Raw genomic sequence first — 15,292 nt, forward strand, 5'->3', positions numbered from 1 at the left:
ATACAACGCCAAACGCGTTTTATGCGACAGTTTAAGCAAGAAGTTAATAGACTAAAGTAGATACTTGAAGACTTTATTATCAGAATTCCAAATTTTAGTAAGCTCGATTAAATCGAACTTGCACCAAATTTGCTTGGTGACAATAGCGTTTTGGACCCACCTGACCCCATGCCGAACTCAGCAGTGAAACGAAACAGCGCCGATGATAGTGTAGCATTTGCTATGTGAAAGTAGGACATTACCAGGCTCCAAATAAGAGAAACCCGTTACAGCGATGTGACGGGTTTTTTACGTCTGCAGGAAAGTGAAAATGCAGGTTCGAGGTGAAAGGTATTAGGTTAAAGGAAGAGAGTTGATCAGAGCTGACACCACGATATTCTACTGCGTTGTTGCTACGAAGTAGCGCACCATGGCTCCAAATTTAGAAAGCCCGACTCACTGAGTCGGGCTTTTTTAAACGTTCCAAAATTAGATGAAAGGCCTGAGGTTAAAGAAAAATATTCATAGCCAAAAACACACTAACTGCACTGTTGTTCGTTAGTATTGTTTATACAAATAATTAGCTTAGAACAGTCCATAGGCTTCAGTCTCTTGCTCTTGTGCGTTGCTAGAGGTTTGAAGCTCTTTGGGTTTAAATATAGCGCTTGGATCAATAAGTACGCTGTGTTTGTCGGCTAGCTTAATTAATCCATGCATCATATTTCTTGTTTGTGGATCAATATCAAAGCCTATTTCAGTCAACTTATCGAGAGGTTTTATATCTTCTTGTTTATATTCAATATTATCTTCTACTTTATCAACTAATAAGCCAACATGCGGGGTCATTCCATCTTTTGTTGTAAAAACAATAATCGGTTTATAGTCTAAGGTTATTTGCTCTTTGGCTGATTCAAATAAGCGCTCTAATTGGATCAGCTCATGGCGCTTTACAATTTCAAGTTGTATGAGTACTTGTTTACTATTTTTTTGTTTATGTACTTTAATAGCGTCTTCTACTTTTTGTAAAAGTGATTTAAACGGCTCATTAAAGCGTGACATCGTACTTTTTAATTCGTCGTTATCGGTTTTAAATTCCATATAAAATTGTTCAAAGTCAGCAAGCTCATATTGACTCGTATTTAACGAATTTTGCGAACTTAGTAACGCTTGCTCTAATTGATTAAACCAAGCAATGAGTTGTTTTTGCCAAGATTTAAGTTGCTTTAACGCATCACGGTTACTGTGCTCGGTAGATACGCCATTTAAAATTATTCCTAAGTCAAATACTGGGGTTGGGATCCCCATATAATCTTTAACGCCTAGGAAGCTCTTGTTATCGTTAGGCAGCACCGTGAGGTTATTATGAAATTGTTCCGTTAATAAGATATCAAGAATCTTAAGTGAAATGGTTTTATAACCCACTTTAAAATTAATTAAGTCCATGGCTTCCTCACATACTAAGTTTGTATACTAAGGATAGAACAATATTTGCAAGGTATTTATTTATTCACATAATAAGAGCGATAAACATTACGTTTATTGTTGTTTTCAGTATTTATGAATAACTTTTGGATAAGTGTATCGGTTACTAATAAAGAATTAAGCTCATTCATTAGGCAGGATTGCTGAAGGGGGAATTGACAGTTTTTCGCTGCTTTGCTAAATGCCATAGCGTTAATATAACCCTCAAAATGAAGACGACTCGGTTTTTTAATGTTGCTCGCTTGCATATCGGCTAAAAACTCAGTACAAAAATTATCGTTACAATTTAGTGGGTTTGGAACAATCTCAGTTACCATAATATTTGATGGTGAGTTTACTTCATCAAATAAGTCAAAGCTGGGTACAAACGAAACGCTAGTATATTCAGGATTAAACCCTTGCTTTTGGGCACTATTAATAAACTCAGAGAGTGGTTCATAAGTGCCGACTAAACAGATTGCCGTAACTCCGCTTAATTTTAAGGTATTAAGTGCTGACTCCACATCTTGGCTATTGCGTTTGTAGCGAGCAACTATTACCGGTGTAAGGTTATATTTAGCGAGCGCTTCTCTTAGTCCTGATTCTACATATAAGCCAAATTCGTCAGCCTGTATAAACAGCCCTATTTTACTATGTTTATGCTCTTCAACGAGGTATTTGATTTGTTCTTGTGCTTCGTCGTTATAGCTTGCTCTTAAGTTAAATGCTTTAACTGACGGTTTTTCACGTAGAAAGCTCGCCCCGCTAAAAGGCATTAAGAACGGAATTTTTGATTGCTCTAGTAAAGGTATAATTGCATGGCTGGTTGGGGTACCCATTGCACCAAACAGGGCATCAACTTTATTTGTGTAAATAAACTCACGAGTATTATTAACGGTTTGTTTGGGTTCATAGTGATCATCAGCAACTAAAAGTAGCACCTTAGCGCCATTAATACCCCCAGCGTTATTAACTTTGTCAAAATAAACGCTGCTACCTTTATGTAACTGTTGGCCAATATTTTTAGCAGGGCCAGTCAGTGCAGTAGACATGCCCAGCTTAATTACTTTGTCGTTGGTTTGCTCGGCATGCGCGAAAGTTTGCCCAAGCACTAATGCTATAAGGACAATGTTAAGGTTTACTATTATGCGAAATGCGCTCATACCAATTATTTACAGCCTTTTTAAATAATGTATTAAATGACTTTGTGCCATTCAAACCTAACTGACTTTGGATATTTTTCGGTGTCCAATTTTGTAATACTAGCCTAATAAAAACATATTGGAAATTATCGTCATCGGTTGGCAAGCTATACGGCAATGCCCAAAAACGTCGCCAGAGTAATGGTTTTATATTAAAAAGCTGGTAGTCACTTGTTAACATAGACTTTAATCTTGATTGCTCAGTGATACTGCCGGTATGAGTATTAAAATGAGAGACAATTTTCGCGACCAGTTGATAATCAAGCTGACTATAGTGATCGAGTAGTTGCAAAGGGAAATCGGCTTCAAACTGTGCTACTAATTGCTCTACTAGTTGGTCACTTTTAGTTAAGCTTTTAACAACTAATGCACTGTGCTCGCCCGTTGCCTTATCTTTTTGAAAACCGAGTTTAACTAAATCAAAGCCATTACTTTGCCAAAAACTGAGTAATTGCGCATTGCCACCAAAGCTGGCACCAAACCAATGACACTCGCTCTGCAATTGTTGTTCACAGTATTTAAGTAACTGTGTGCCTATTTTTTTGTTGTGATGCTGTGGATCAATGGCAATACGCACCACGCGGGCGCAGTGTTGTTTTAAAACATCAGCATTAAAACTCAATTGTGCTAGCGTTTGTGCCATTAAGTGACCTTGAGGCCTACGCTTTCCTTGTGCTATTTCATTGCTCATGGCAGCATTAAACCCACCTTCAATCGCAATTAAACAGACACCCAGAATATTATCACCTTGTTGGCAAACAAATACATGTTGTTTAGTGGCGTCTAGTAAGTGGCGTAAATCATTCACACTGGTTTGATAATGTGCCAGCGTTAGCAACCCAATCACTTGATAAAGTAGTGACTCGTTACTAGCAAGTTGATGTGCCTGTAATTGCTTAAATTGCAAAGGGGTAGAGTGTAAGGTGACGCTGTGATGTTCAGCATCTAAGGCTAATAACGTGCGAATGTGCAGCTCTAATGGGTCCTGCTTTGCAAAGCGAATAGGCTGCTCAAGAGTCATGCTGCGCATATTTTTAAAATGCGTTTTAATGTAGCGAGTAAACTTTAGAATATAGCCGCGACCATTGCCTTCATAGCCAACCATGGTGCTTGAAAATACCACGCGAGGATAAAGGTGGAGTAGTTTTATGAGCATTGGAACAGGGATTGCTGCTGCTTCATCAATTAATAGCAAGTCACACTCAGGCTGTTCGTTAAGTAGTTGATCAGGTGCAATATATTGCATGTTTGCAATGCATTTATTGCCTGCTTGATACTCCAAATTAAGTGCGTTTGCTAAATGTTTAAAGCTGCTGTGCAATGCGCGAAATTGCATAGAGCTGATGAGGATTTTTTTATCGCTGAGCTCGCTTGCGGCAATCCCTAATGCCGCTGATTTACCCCGTCCCCGATCAGCATTAATCAATAATGGTCTATTTGCCCGTCCGTGCGCGGTTTTTTTTATTAATTCAACACATTGTTGTTGCTCGGTAAAATCTATAGTACCTGCTGATGCATCAATGTCGGCAAGAGTAACCCAGCCATCTTGTTGATTAAAATGTAATAAAGAGGCGCTGCTCAGTAAGTGCTTTAAACGTTGATTAAAAAAGCTGTATTGATGCGCTTGTCCAAATGATTGAAATAATGGCAGCGCAGGATCGCACCAATGTTCAAGTGATTCGAGCGGTGGAAGTAATACAATTAAAAAGCCACCCGCTTGAACTACGCCCGCTAAGGCTGCTAGTTTATCTGGCACCAGTCCACTGTAGCCATCATAAACAGCATGGGCGCACTCTTGCCCTAAAATTTGATGGGTATGCTCTGGCCAATGTGCATTAACTAAATTTGTGTTTTTAGAAAGAACAAAAGAGGGTTGCTGTAATTGAGCAAGCAGCTGAGTGCATTGCTCATAACACCAATTTTTATCGCCTGTAAGCAACAGTAACTGACGATGTTTAGCATTCGTTAGCTGCTGTTGCAGATGCTCTATAACGCGGTTAAACGGCTTGTAGTCTTGCATAAGCTGTTACTAACCACTTACTACCTAAGTCGTCAAAGTTAACTTGTACTCGCGATTGTGCGCCACTGCCTTCGTAATTAAGCACCGTACCAATGCCAAATTTTGCATGTAGCACCCGTTGACCTAAATTAAACCCGCTTTCTTCAAAGGCGGCATGGCTAACCGATGCACTAAAGCGACCAACTGCTGGCGGGCGAGAAACCTGGGTTTTAATGCGAATTTCTTCTACGCAGTCTTCGGGTATTTCACGTAAAAAACGCGATGGGCTGTGGTATTTTTCTTGACCATATAAACGGCGGCTTTCTGCGTGGCTTATATACAGTTTATCCATAGCACGGGTCATACCTACATAACAAAGGCGGCGTTCTTCTTCTAAACGGCCCGTTTCTTCATTACTTTGTTGTGATGGGAACATGCCCTCTTCAACACCGACCATAAATACCAGCGGAAACTCTAAGCCTTTAGCTGAGTGAAGAGTCATCATTTGTACCGCATCTTCATGTTCATCAGCTTGCCCTTCACCTGATTCAAGCGAGGTGTAGGCTAAAAAGCCTTGTAGTGGTGAACTAAATTCTTCCTCTTCAGGGAGTTCATATTGATCGCAGGCGCTAATTAATTCTTCTAAGTTTTCAACCCGAGCACGGCCTTTTTCACCTTTTTCAGCCTGATACATTGCCATTAACCCTGAGGTTTGAATGGCATATTTAGCCTGCTCGTGCAGCGTTAAGTCACTAATTTTATCTTCAATATGTTCAATTAACTCAACAAACTTGGCAACAGCTCCAGAAGCGCGACCCGATAAATGCTGTTGCTCTACAATGGCTTTAGCAGCATACCAAAGCGGCAAAGATTCAGCGCGAGCGCAGTCACGTATATGGCTTAATGTTTTATCGCCAATGCCGCGGGCGGGCGTATTAATAACACGCTCAAATGCCGCATCATCTTGGCGGTTACCCACTAAGCGTAAGTATGAAAGAGCATCTTTAATTTCTTGGCGTTCGAAGAATCGCATACCGCCATAAATTCGGTATTTTAAACCTTCTTGTAGCATTGCTTCTTCAAGTACCCGCGATTGCGCATTACTACGATATAAAATAGCCGCATCTTGTAGTGCGTTACCAGCATTAAGCCAGCTACGTAATTTGCTACTCACAAAGCGTGCTTCATCTAGCTCATTAAAAGCAGCATAAATAGAAATAGGTTCACCGTCGTTACCGTCGGTCCATAAACTTTTACCCATTCGCTCGGAGTTATTTTGAATTAACGCGTTTGAGGCTTTAAGTATAGTGGCAGTAGAGCGATAGTTTTGCTCAAGGCGAATCGTCTCTGCGTCAAAATCGGTTAAAAAGCGTTTAATGTTTTCTATTTTCGCGCCGCGCCAACCATAAATACTTTGGTCATCATCGCCTACAATCATGATACTGCTGGTATCGCCCGCAAGTAGTTTTAACCACGCATATTGAATGGTGTTGGTATCTTGAAACTCGTCTACGAGCATGTGCGCAAAGCGCTGCTGATAATGACGCAGCAAGGTTGGGTTATTTTTAAGAACCTCATAGCTACGTAGTAATATTTCTGCAAAATCAACTAGGCCCGCTCTATCACAGGCTTCTTGATAGGCGGCGTAAACACGCAGCATCATTTGTTCGTTAATATCGTATGCTTGAATATCTTTAGGGCGCAGAGCTTCATCTTTTTTAGCGCTTATGTACCAACCAAACTGCTTTGCCGGCCATTTTTTATCATCAATATTCATCGATTTTAATAAGCGCTTGATCATACGAAGCTGATCGTCAGAGTCTAAAATTTGAAAGGCTTCTGGTAACTTTGCTTCACGGTGATGTGCACGCAAAATTCGGTGCGATAAACCATGGAAAGTACCAATCCACATACCGCCTACAGGGGCTTTTAATGTTTCTTCAACCCGCGAGCGCATTTCTTTAGCGGCTTTATTAGTAAAGGTTACCGCAAAAATACTGTAGGCAGAGGCTTGCTCTACTTGCATTAACCAGGCAATACGATGAACCAATACTCGAGTTTTACCTGAACCTGCTCCTGCTAATACCAGCATGTTTTGTAATGGCGCTGCAACGGCATCGCGTTGTTTATCATTTAAGCCATCGAGTAATTCTGAAACGTCCATCGTTACGCCTTTTTAATCAATAATGAGAGCAGTATAACAGGTGTTTTTGTTAGGCTAAATAAAATACTGTTTTTATAAACAGCTATTTATAAAATACGTATTTAAGTTGTTGAATAATTAACAGTATAAACTGAGCAAGTAACTAAAATAGCTATTTAAAATTGCTAATTTGACTTATTTTTGGCAAAAAATACTAAACTGATAAATTCGTAATAATTTAACTGTATGATTTGTAAGCCTTAATAAATTGGCATAAAGTGTGTAAGTATAAATAATAAGTACAAATACAAAATTAATTAAACTACAGAGGTTAGTATGTCTCAACAAGGTTCTGGCGGTAACGTAATCGCAGCATTATGTAATATTTTTTTCCCCGGTTTAGGGCAGTTGGTGCAGGGCCGTATTTTAGCGGCACTTGTTTTTGCAATTCTGGTTTTTGGCGGCTATGCGTTATGGTTTTTAGTGGTTCCAGCCGTAATTGGAGCCGTATTCCATTTATGGGCAATTATTGATGCTGCACGCTATCGCTCAGGCGGTTAGCTAAATTGATGATGCTAAATAGCGCCTTATGGCGCTATTTTTGTATCTGGCTTTCATTATTCATAGCTGATTAGGTTATAATCTGTTGCATTAGCAGTACTGGAATAAAGTTATGGAATACCAATTCATTCGCGATCCTATTAGTGGGTTAAGAATTAAAATTAGCAGCGAGCACGCGATTATAGGCCGTTGGTTAAATGAAGAAATAGGCAAAGATAAAGTGGCGATGGTGCAGGCACTTATTAGCTCGGTGAGTTCAAGCTTTGAGCCGGTAACACTTAAAGGCCAAGAAATTGACCTAATTCTATCTAAAGATGAAGCATTATTCGAAGCGCATGCGCTGCATCAAGATAACGAAGATATATTAGCCTACCAAGATGACGAACTCATGCTTGAAGAGAATGATTTAAGCAGTGGTTGTGGTTTTGAAGACTTTGTTGACCTGATCAACTCGTGGCATGAGTTTTCGGCTGGTCGTTAAGTTATATTATCTGTATTATTACCCTAATTATAAATCCAACAGTGGAACCAATATGTCTGCGAATTTAAACAAACTAGTTGTTATGCTAGAAATGCAAAATGCCATGAATACCAAAGTACATGAGCAATGGTTTAGTCAAGGCTTTGAATGGTATAGAGCTATTTGGGTTGAATGTGCAGAAATGCTGGACCATTACGGTTGGAAATGGTGGAAAAAGCAAACCCCAGATACTGAGCAAGTGATTTTAGAGCTGGTTGATATTTTTCATTTTGGTTTATCGCTACGTATCGACGGTAAGACCAGTTATGAGCAAATAGCAACACAGCTACAAACTCAAATGAGCGCCCCACAGCAAGGCGATGATTTTAAACAAACGCTTGAATTATTAGCGGCCAGTGCGGTTGCCAATAAAACTTTTAACGCGGCTGCTTTTGCCGGTTGTATGGCACAAATCGGTATGGATATTGATGATTTATATCGTGGCTATGTGGGTAAAAATACGCTGAACTTCTTCCGTCAGGATCATGGTTACAAAGAGGGTAGCTACATTAAAGTGTGGCATGGCAAAGAAGATAACGAACACTTAGTTGAAGTAGTTAAAAGCCTTGATACTGAGCATGCAGATTTTGCAAAACAGGTATATCAAGGCTTAGTAGCGCGTTACCCTCAGGGCGAATAAGCCAGGGTCTGTTGACCTTTGCGGATTACAATTTGTTCAAACTAGGGGCGGTTTAATCGCGACGCGAGGTTTGTAACCTAGTGGGCTAAGTAAAAACCGAGCAACTAAGAGTAAATCGCCCCTAGGCAGAACCCTTCGGGCAGCGCCTGTTTGGCATTGATGCTGCGTTATCGCCTATTTATGGGGAATAACCACACCACATAGGCTCTGCCTTGCCTAAATACCAAACAGACTGCTGCAAATTTAACCTTGAAAGATCAACAGACCCTAAATAAGCTTACGGTAATCGGTTACGCTTAAGTAATCGGTTATATCGTTATGTGGTTGCTGGCTATTCGGGTTAGCAACCGCAAGTAAATGCTCAATGCCGTATTCTCGAGCGGCATTTAATACCGGTAAGCTGTCATCTACAAATAATGTGCGGCTTTTATCAAACCCTAAATCCCCTTGAACCTTATGCCACAAACTTTGTTGCTCCTTACTTACCCCATATTCATGCGTTGACACCACCCCGTCTAAGTAGTTATCAATGGCGGTATGTTCAAATTTAAGCATTACGCATTCTGGATGAGCATTGGTAAGTAAAATGAGTTCTTTACCTGCACGTCGAAGTTCAGTTAAAAAATGCGGAACATCTTCACGTATTTTAATTAAATGTGCAGATTGGCGCTTTAGTTCGAGAATAGGTAAGTTTAGCTGTGCTTCCCAATAGTCAGAGCAGTACCACTGAATTTTGCCACTCACAGCCTGATAGCGTTTTAAGATATCTGCGCGGGCTGCCTCAAAACTGATATTTTGAGCCAGAGCATGTTGTTGTGGAACAACATTGAGCCAAAAGTCAGTGTCGTAATGTAAATCAAGTAAAGTCCCGTCCATGTCGAGTAATACAGTATCGATTTTTGACCAATTGAGCATGATATATCCTTGTGGAAATTGAGGCGTTAAATGATTACGTTGCGATGAAATGCTTGTAAGCGAAATATAATGGGCTCTGTTAATTGAACTATAAAAACATATACCCAATGATGAAATATTAAGGGCGAATTCAATAACGCCAGGTAAATATTTAACCTTAACTACGGGTAAGATATTTTATGATTAATTCTGCATTTAAATTGCTTTTAATTCAAACTGAAACTCGCATCTTATACTCATTTGGGTATATGATTAGTATAACTGCAATGATAGCAAATTGATGCCCATGACACAGAAAAAGCACCCAACACCACCACAAATTCTCAGTAATAATGTTGTCGCTAAAAGTCGCTTATTTACTGTGGAGTCTTTAGAACTAAAATTTTCAAATGACGAAGAGCGTCAGTATGAACGAATTCGCGGCGGTGGCCGTGGAGCCGTTATGATTGTCCCCATCACAGCTGAAAACGAACTACTACTCGTTCGAGAGTATTGCGCCGGCACCAATGACTATCAGTTAGGTTTCCCTAAAGGATTAATTGACCCCGGTGAAACACCTGAGCAAGCGGCAAACCGAGAGCTCAAAGAAGAAATTGGCTTTGGTGCAGAATACTTTGAAGCACTTAAAACGGTCACTATGGCGCCTAGTTATTTCAATGCCACTATGCATATTCTCTTTGCTAAAGATTTATACCCTGAAACCCTATTAGGTGATGAGCCAGAGCCATTAGTGCTTGTTAAATGGCCACTTGCGCAGTGGCAGTCGCTATTAGAACAACCTGACTTTACTGAAGCACGTAGTGTTGCCGCTCTGCTATTATTAGATAAGTACTTAGCCTCAGGAGCGACTAATGGATAAATTACTTGAACCATGCATAACACTTGCCCAAAGTGCAGGTGATGCAATTATGGCTATTTATAAAAAAGATGATATTGGTCAACAAGAAAAATCAGACAATACGCCAGTTACTAAAGCAGATTTAGCCGCAAACGATGTACTTGTTGCTGGCTTAAAAGCGCTAGCTCCCGATATTCCTATTATGTCAGAAGAGACGCCGATCCCAGCATTGGAAGACAGGCAGCACTGGCAACGCTATTGGCTGCTTGATCCGATGGATGGCACCGGTGAATTTATATTAGAAAGCGGCGACTTTGCCGTTAATATTGCGCTGATAGAAAATAATCATCCTGTATTGGGAGTGATTCATTGGCCAGCAAAAGACGTGACCTATTTTGCTACCGCTAATAATGGGGCGTTTAAGCGTAAAGGCGAGCATGATAAACAAATATTTGTAGCGCCTCCCGAAAGTTTAACTTTGGCTGTAAGTCGCCGCCAAAAAATAGAAGCCGTGAGTCAGTATTTAAATGCGCAATTTGCAACGGTGGCTTTAGGCTCATGTTCGCTTAAAGCTTGTATTGTTGCTGAAGGTAAAGCTGACTGCTTTTTAAGAATTGGTCCCACTGGTGAATGGGACACTGGCGCATCACAAGTAATAGTTGAAGAGGCGGGGGGGTGTATTACCGATGCTGAGTTTAACCCTTTGACCTATAACCAAAGGGAAAGCACAGAAAACCCAGACTTTATTGTTATGGGTCATCCCGATTGGGAGTGGCAAAAAATGATAAACCCACATCAGCGATTAGTGTAATAACCGCCGTTTGATGGGTTTTTGTTCACTTAAACGTTTTTAATTAGTAAAACCTTGCATTATAGGTTTATTCCTATATTATAGCGCTCTCTTCGAAACAGGCTTGTGAATAACACGATACTGTTACAAAGAAATTACAGGCGCGGGATGGAGCAGCCTGGTAGCTCGTCGGGCTCATAACCCGAAGGTCGTCGGTTCAAATCCGGCTCCCGCAACCAATTTCCTCTAGAGGTTTGAGGTTACTGTAAACTCTAACTTAAGAGATTAAATTAAGTAGTCGATAGACTTAAAATATACAGGCGCGGGATGGAGCAGCCTGGTAGCTCGTCGGGCTCATAACCCGAAGGTCGTCGGTTCAAATCCGGCTCCCGCAACCAATTTTTCATTGGAAGCCAAGTTGTAATGTAAGCAACTATAAATAAATCTGCAATTTCAGGCGCGGGATGGAGCAGTCTGGTAGCTCGTCGGGCTCATAACCCGAAGGTCGTTGGTTCAAATCCGGCTCCCGCAACCACTGAAATAAACAGTTATAGTAAAGCAACACGCCTAAAGCGTGTTTTTTTATGCCTAAAATTCAGTGCGTCTAAAAGCGCGTCGGACTCAGCTCTCCATTAGCCAGCAAAGGTCGTTGGTTCAAATCCGGCTCCCGCAACCACTGAAATAACATGTTTTATTAAATCGACACGCTAAAGCGTGTTTTTTTATGCCTAAAATTCAGTGCGTCTAAAAGCGCGTCGGACTCAGCTCTCCATTAGCCAGCAAAGGTTGTTGGTTCAAATCCGGCTCCCGCAACCACTGAAATAACATGTTTTTATTAAATCGACACGCTAAAGCGTGTTTTTTTATGCCTAAAATTCAGTGAAATGGGTAGCTCGTCGGTCTCAGCTCTCCATTAGCCAGCAAAGGTTGTCGGTTCAAATCCGGCTCCCGCAACCACTGAAATAACATGTTTTATTAAATCGACACGCTAAAGCGTGTTTTTTTATGCCTGTAATTCAGTGCGTCTAAAAGCGCGTCGGACTCAGCTCTCCATTAGCCAGCAAAGGTCGTTGGTTCAAATTCGGCTCCCGCAACCACTGAAATAACATGTTTTATTAAATCGACACGCCTAAAGCGTGTTTTTTTATGCCTAAAATTCATATTCCCTCACGCTATTTTTAACACGTATTTCTGCTGTTCTTTTCTAATTCTACTTTTTGAAAGTGTTATTGGTGAATATTTAGTATGCTATGCGTTAAACTCTTTAAAACTTTTTGTAATCAAAATTATGACTGAACTTTATCACTGGTTTGATTTAATTGGCGTAGCGGTATTTGCTATATCGGGCACCTTGGTTGCCTATGAAAAGAAAATGGATGGCTTTGGTGTGGTTGTGCTTGCAACCGTTACGGCTATTGGCGGCGGTACTGTTCGCGATGTGATACTCGATCAACCCGTGTTTTGGTTACACGATCAAAGCTACTTCTATGCTATTTTAGCCGCAGTGCTTGTTACAACACGACTGATCAATAAACAAAAATCGATTCCTTATTATGTTTTACAAACAGCCGATGCATTTGGTTTAGCCTTTTTTGCGGTAATGGGAGCACAAAAAGCGCAATTGGCCGGTATGCCTGATATGACGGTTATTATTATGGCGGTGATCACCCCCTGTTTTGGTGGATTGATTCGCGATGTGCTTGCCCGCGATATTCCTATGCTCCTCAAAGGTGAGCTCTATGCTATTACCTGTATTGCTGGTGGTATTGTGTATACCTTAGCTATAAACCTATCTTTAACGGTGGAAGTGGCGATGATCTTGAGTATGTTAATGACCTTATTGCTGCGCTTTTCGGCCATTAAATGGAAGATTATATTACATGTTTTTAAATATCCTGACTAAACTGGTTTAATACAGCAGTTAACTAGGATAAGGAATGTCGTTAGCCCGTATATTTTCTCGCGCACAAGTAGGAATTAATGCCCCCGAGGTTATGGTTGAAGTGCATTTAGGGAATGGTTTACCTGCATTTCATATTGTCGGCTTACCCGAAGCATCGGTTAAAGAGGCCAAGGATAGAGTACGCAGCGCCCTTGAAAACTCTCAATTTGGATTTCCCGATCAACGTATCACCGTTAATTTAGCACCTGCCGATTTACCAAAAGACGGCGGGCGGTTTGACCTTGCGATTGCGGTAGGCATTTTGGTCGCATCGGGGCAAATAGTCTGCCCTGATATTCATAAGTATGAGTTTTATGGTGAGCTTGCACTTAATGGTGAAATACGTGCAGTGAATGCTATTTTACCCTCAGTGCTCGGGGCTAAAGAGCAAAACCGTTGTTGCTTTCTTCCTCTTGAAAACGATAGTTTGGCCAGCCTTGTCAGCGGTGTAAAACGAAAAGCGGTAAGCTCTATACAAGAAGTGTGGGGAGACTTACTCAACCAACAACCTTTACCATTGAATATTACCTACCCTGACTGTACCCAAGCGCCAGATTTTTTACTCGATTTAAGTGATGTAAAAGGCCAACCCGGTGCTAAACGAGTACTAGAAATTGCTGCCGCAGGTGGACATAACCTACTATTTTTAGGGCCACCAGGAACCGGCAAATCAATGCTTGCGCAACGAATGTCTACAATAATGCCAACCATGTCAGATGATGAAGCCATTGATACTGCCGCTTTGTATTCCATTATTGGCCACTCAATCGATTTAACCAACTGGCGTCAGCGACCATTTCGAAATCCTCATCACACTTGCTCTGCAGTTGCGCTGGTAGGCGGTTCGTCTAACCCTAAACCCGGTGAAATATCGTTAGCGCACAATGGCGTATTATTTTTAGATGAGCTGCCTGAATTTGAGCGCAAAGTACTGGACTCGTTACGAGAACCAATGGAAACCGGAACCGTGACGATTTCGCGCGCGGCAAGACAAATGGAATTTCCGGCACAGTTTCAGCTTATTGCAGCACTTAATCCCAGCCCGACAGGGTGCCATCATGATAAACGGGCGACCCCTGATCAAGTGATGCGTTATTTATCGCGGGTATCAGGACCGTTTATCGATAGAATTGATTTGCAAATTGAGCTCCCTAGACTAAGCAGTGTGGAGCTACAAAGTACGACTGCAGAAGAAACCAGTGCTGAAGTGAGAGCGCGAGTAGAAGCGGCTTATGCAATACAATTAAAACGCCAAGGTAAAGTGAATGCGCGGCTAAATAACAAAGAAATGAGCTTATACTGCGAGTTACCCGCTGCGGAGCTACAGTTTTTAGCTAGAGCCAGTGAAAAGCTGGCGTTATCGCCGCGCTCTTATCATAGAGTGATAAAAGTAGCGCGTACCATTAGTGATTTAAAGGGCGCGCCACAAATTAGTTTAAATGAGCTTAAAGAAGCGCTTAATTATCGGGCATTTGAGCGTTTATTATCGCAGTTAACCCAATACTAAATAGATAGCATATAGCCTTTACCACGCACGGTGACGATGCGTTTTTGATCTTTCTCATCGTTAAGCTTTTTACGTAAACGACCCACTAACACGTCTACGGTACGATCGTTGGGGCTCCAATCAGGCTGGCCAATTTCTTCTGATATTTTTTCACGTGAAGTGGCTTTACCGGCATTGCCGATTAAACAAATAAGCACTTTATGCTCTGCTTCGGTGAGCCGTGATTCAATCCCACTGGCTGTAATGAGTGTGCGGTTATCTGGATGGAGTTTAAAATCAGCGTATTCGATAAACTCTTCACTGTCATCGTCGTGTTGATTGTTTGCAATACGTTTGTATAAAGCGCGCATTCTCAACTCAAGCTCGAGTAAATCGACAGGCTTGCAAATATAGTCATCGGCACCTTGAGCAAGACCAGCAATACGATCAGCTTGTGAGTCACGACTTGATAACAAAATAACACCAATATCGGTGAGCGTATTTAACTCTTTGGCAAGTTGTAAACCATTGCGCTTTGGCAGCACAATATCAATAATTGCCAAGGAAATAGCACTGCGCTGATTTACACGGCTTTTGACCATGCTTAAAGCATCGGCACCCGTTGCGTCAACGTCAATAGAGAACTCGGTATTTATAAAATGATTTTGGATGCGCTTTACTAGCAGCTCGTCATCTTCAACCAATAAAACATTAATTGCCATAGTCTGTTATTTTTTTAATAGTAGCCTTGCATGTTAGCATTATTCGTTACATGCATAACACAGAGTTTAATTTTTTTCGGTAACTTTATATTAC

At 41.1% G+C, this 15,292-nt stretch carries 13 protein-coding genes, 3 tRNA genes and 1 rRNA gene; 11 read left to right on the forward strand and 6 right to left on the reverse strand.

Annotated elements, in window-relative coordinates; genetic code table 11:
- Positions 1-132: 132 nt before the first annotated feature.
- Positions 133-247 (forward strand): 5S ribosomal RNA (gene rrf / locus A9479_RS11780).
- A gap of 317 nt (positions 248-564) precedes the next feature.
- Here the strand turns inward: rrf and A9479_RS11785 are convergent.
- Genes A9479_RS11785 through uvrD form a run of 4 tightly spaced genes read right to left on the reverse strand, consistent with a single transcriptional unit; the run spans position 565 to position 6,805 of the window.
- Positions 565-1,422, reverse strand: a complete 858-nt coding sequence (locus A9479_RS11785) for a chemotaxis protein (RefSeq protein ID WP_058153989.1) — start codon at positions 1,420-1,422, stop codon at positions 565-567.
- 56 nt (positions 1,423-1,478) lie between these two features.
- Positions 1,479-2,603, reverse strand: a complete 1,125-nt coding sequence (locus tag A9479_RS11790) for an ABC transporter substrate-binding protein (RefSeq protein ID WP_064663516.1) — start codon at positions 2,601-2,603, stop codon at positions 1,479-1,481.
- Positions 2,572-4,662, reverse strand: a complete 2,091-nt coding sequence (locus A9479_RS11795; protein ID WP_064663517.1) for a GNAT family N-acetyltransferase — start codon at positions 4,660-4,662, stop codon at positions 2,572-2,574. The genes A9479_RS11790 and A9479_RS11795 overlap by 32 nt, the downstream gene beginning before the upstream one ends.
- Entirely contained in the window at positions 4,640-6,805 is a 2,166-nt protein-coding gene (gene uvrD / locus A9479_RS11800) for a DNA helicase II (protein ID WP_064663518.1), read from the reverse strand. The genes A9479_RS11795 and uvrD overlap by 23 nt, the downstream gene beginning before the upstream one ends.
- A gap of 315 nt (positions 6,806-7,120) precedes the next feature.
- Here uvrD and A9479_RS11805 point away from each other — a divergent pair, with 315 nt between their 5' ends.
- The 3 genes from A9479_RS11805 to A9479_RS11815 all read left to right on the forward strand — a co-directional run bounded on the left by A9479_RS11805 (position 7,121) and on the right by A9479_RS11815 (position 8,505).
- On the forward strand, positions 7,121-7,345 hold the full coding sequence (locus A9479_RS11805) for a hypothetical protein (RefSeq protein ID WP_013463755.1): 225 nt from the start codon (positions 7,121-7,123) through the stop codon (positions 7,343-7,345).
- 112 nt (positions 7,346-7,457) lie between these two features.
- Positions 7,458-7,826 (forward strand): YacL family protein, encoded by a 369-nt coding sequence (locus tag A9479_RS11810; RefSeq protein WP_013463756.1) that lies wholly within the window; start codon positions 7,458-7,460, stop codon positions 7,824-7,826.
- 52 nt (positions 7,827-7,878) lie between these two features.
- Positions 7,879-8,505, forward strand: coding sequence for a dUTP diphosphatase (locus A9479_RS11815; RefSeq protein ID WP_064663519.1), 627 nt, complete (start codon positions 7,879-7,881; stop codon positions 8,503-8,505).
- Between the two features lie 267 nt (positions 8,506-8,772).
- Here A9479_RS11815 and yrfG read toward each other — a convergent pair whose 3' ends face one another.
- On the reverse strand, positions 8,773-9,420 hold the full coding sequence (yrfG, locus tag A9479_RS11820; protein WP_064663520.1) for a GMP/IMP nucleotidase: 648 nt from the start codon (positions 9,418-9,420) through the stop codon (positions 8,773-8,775).
- 286 nt (positions 9,421-9,706) lie between these two features.
- On the opposite strand from yrfG, the gene nudE reads away from it, so the two are divergent.
- The 7 genes from nudE to A9479_RS11855 all read left to right on the forward strand — a co-directional run bounded on the left by nudE (position 9,707) and on the right by A9479_RS11855 (position 14,497).
- Positions 9,707-10,279, forward strand: a complete 573-nt coding sequence (nudE, locus tag A9479_RS11825) for an ADP compounds hydrolase NudE (protein WP_024601288.1) — start codon at positions 9,707-9,709, stop codon at positions 10,277-10,279.
- Complete coding sequence (cysQ, locus tag A9479_RS11830; protein ID WP_013463760.1) at positions 10,272-11,069, forward strand: 3'(2'),5'-bisphosphate nucleotidase CysQ; 798 nt, start codon at positions 10,272-10,274, stop codon at positions 11,067-11,069. Before nudE ends, cysQ begins: the two co-directional genes overlap by 8 nt.
- Positions 11,070-11,210: 141 nt before the next feature.
- Positions 11,211-11,287, forward strand: a tRNA-Met gene (locus A9479_RS11835).
- Positions 11,288-11,369: 82 nt separating this feature from the next.
- Positions 11,370-11,446, forward strand: a tRNA-Met gene (locus A9479_RS11840).
- 60 nt (positions 11,447-11,506) lie between these two features.
- A tRNA-Met gene (locus A9479_RS11845) sits at positions 11,507-11,583 on the forward strand.
- Positions 11,584-12,336: 753 nt separating this feature from the next.
- Positions 12,337-12,951 carry a trimeric intracellular cation channel family protein gene (locus tag A9479_RS11850; protein WP_024601286.1) on the forward strand — a complete coding sequence of 205 codons (615 nt, stop codon included), beginning with the start codon at positions 12,337-12,339 and terminating at the stop codon, positions 12,949-12,951.
- Between the two features lie 34 nt (positions 12,952-12,985).
- Positions 12,986-14,497, forward strand: coding sequence for a YifB family Mg chelatase-like AAA ATPase (locus tag A9479_RS11855; protein ID WP_036980878.1), 1,512 nt, complete (start codon positions 12,986-12,988; stop codon positions 14,495-14,497).
- On the opposite strand, the gene A9479_RS11860 is transcribed toward A9479_RS11855, so the two are convergent.
- The gene (locus tag A9479_RS11860) at positions 14,494-15,198 is read right to left on the reverse strand and encodes a response regulator transcription factor (protein ID WP_013463763.1); all 705 of its coding nucleotides are present in this window, start codon (positions 15,196-15,198) and stop codon (positions 14,494-14,496) included. The two genes, A9479_RS11855 and A9479_RS11860, sit on opposite strands and share 4 nt — an antisense overlap.
- Positions 15,199-15,292: the final 94 nt, after the last annotated feature.

It is taken from the genome of Pseudoalteromonas sp. MQS005, assembly GCF_001661605.1.
Taxonomy (GTDB): domain Bacteria; phylum Pseudomonadota; class Gammaproteobacteria; order Enterobacterales; family Alteromonadaceae; genus Pseudoalteromonas; species Pseudoalteromonas tetraodonis.

Excerpts from the sequence above, each read along its gene's own strand:
- A9479_RS11795 (WP_064663517.1), bottom strand. The coding sequence starts at position 4,662 with ATGCAAGACTACAAGCCGTTTAACCGCGTTATAGAGCATCTGCAACAG.
- A9479_RS11810 (WP_013463756.1), top strand. The coding sequence starts at position 7,458 with ATGGAATACCAATTCATTCGCGATCCTATTAGTGGGTTAAGAATTAAA.
- A9479_RS11790 (WP_064663516.1), bottom strand. The coding sequence starts at position 2,603 with ATGAGCGCATTTCGCATAATAGTAAACCTTAACATTGTCCTTATAGCA.
- cysQ (WP_013463760.1), top strand. The coding sequence starts at position 10,272 with ATGGATAAATTACTTGAACCATGCATAACACTTGCCCAAAGTGCAGGT.
- A9479_RS11860 (WP_013463763.1), bottom strand. The coding sequence starts at position 15,198 with ATGGCAATTAATGTTTTATTGGTTGAAGATGACGAGCTGCTAGTAAAG.
- A9479_RS11785 (WP_058153989.1), bottom strand. The coding sequence starts at position 1,422 with ATGGACTTAATTAATTTTAAAGTGGGTTATAAAACCATTTCACTTAAG.
- A9479_RS11805 (WP_013463755.1), top strand. The coding sequence starts at position 7,121 with ATGTCTCAACAAGGTTCTGGCGGTAACGTAATCGCAGCATTATGTAAT.
- A9479_RS11855 (WP_036980878.1), top strand. The coding sequence starts at position 12,986 with ATGTCGTTAGCCCGTATATTTTCTCGCGCACAAGTAGGAATTAATGCC.
- yrfG (WP_064663520.1), bottom strand. The coding sequence starts at position 9,420 with ATGCTCAATTGGTCAAAAATCGATACTGTATTACTCGACATGGACGGG.
- A9479_RS11815 (WP_064663519.1), top strand. The coding sequence starts at position 7,879 with ATGTCTGCGAATTTAAACAAACTAGTTGTTATGCTAGAAATGCAAAAT.
- A9479_RS11850 (WP_024601286.1), top strand. The coding sequence starts at position 12,337 with ATGACTGAACTTTATCACTGGTTTGATTTAATTGGCGTAGCGGTATTT.
- nudE (WP_024601288.1), top strand. The coding sequence starts at position 9,707 with ATGACACAGAAAAAGCACCCAACACCACCACAAATTCTCAGTAATAAT.
- uvrD (WP_064663518.1), bottom strand. The coding sequence starts at position 6,805 with ATGGACGTTTCAGAATTACTCGATGGCTTAAATGATAAACAACGCGAT.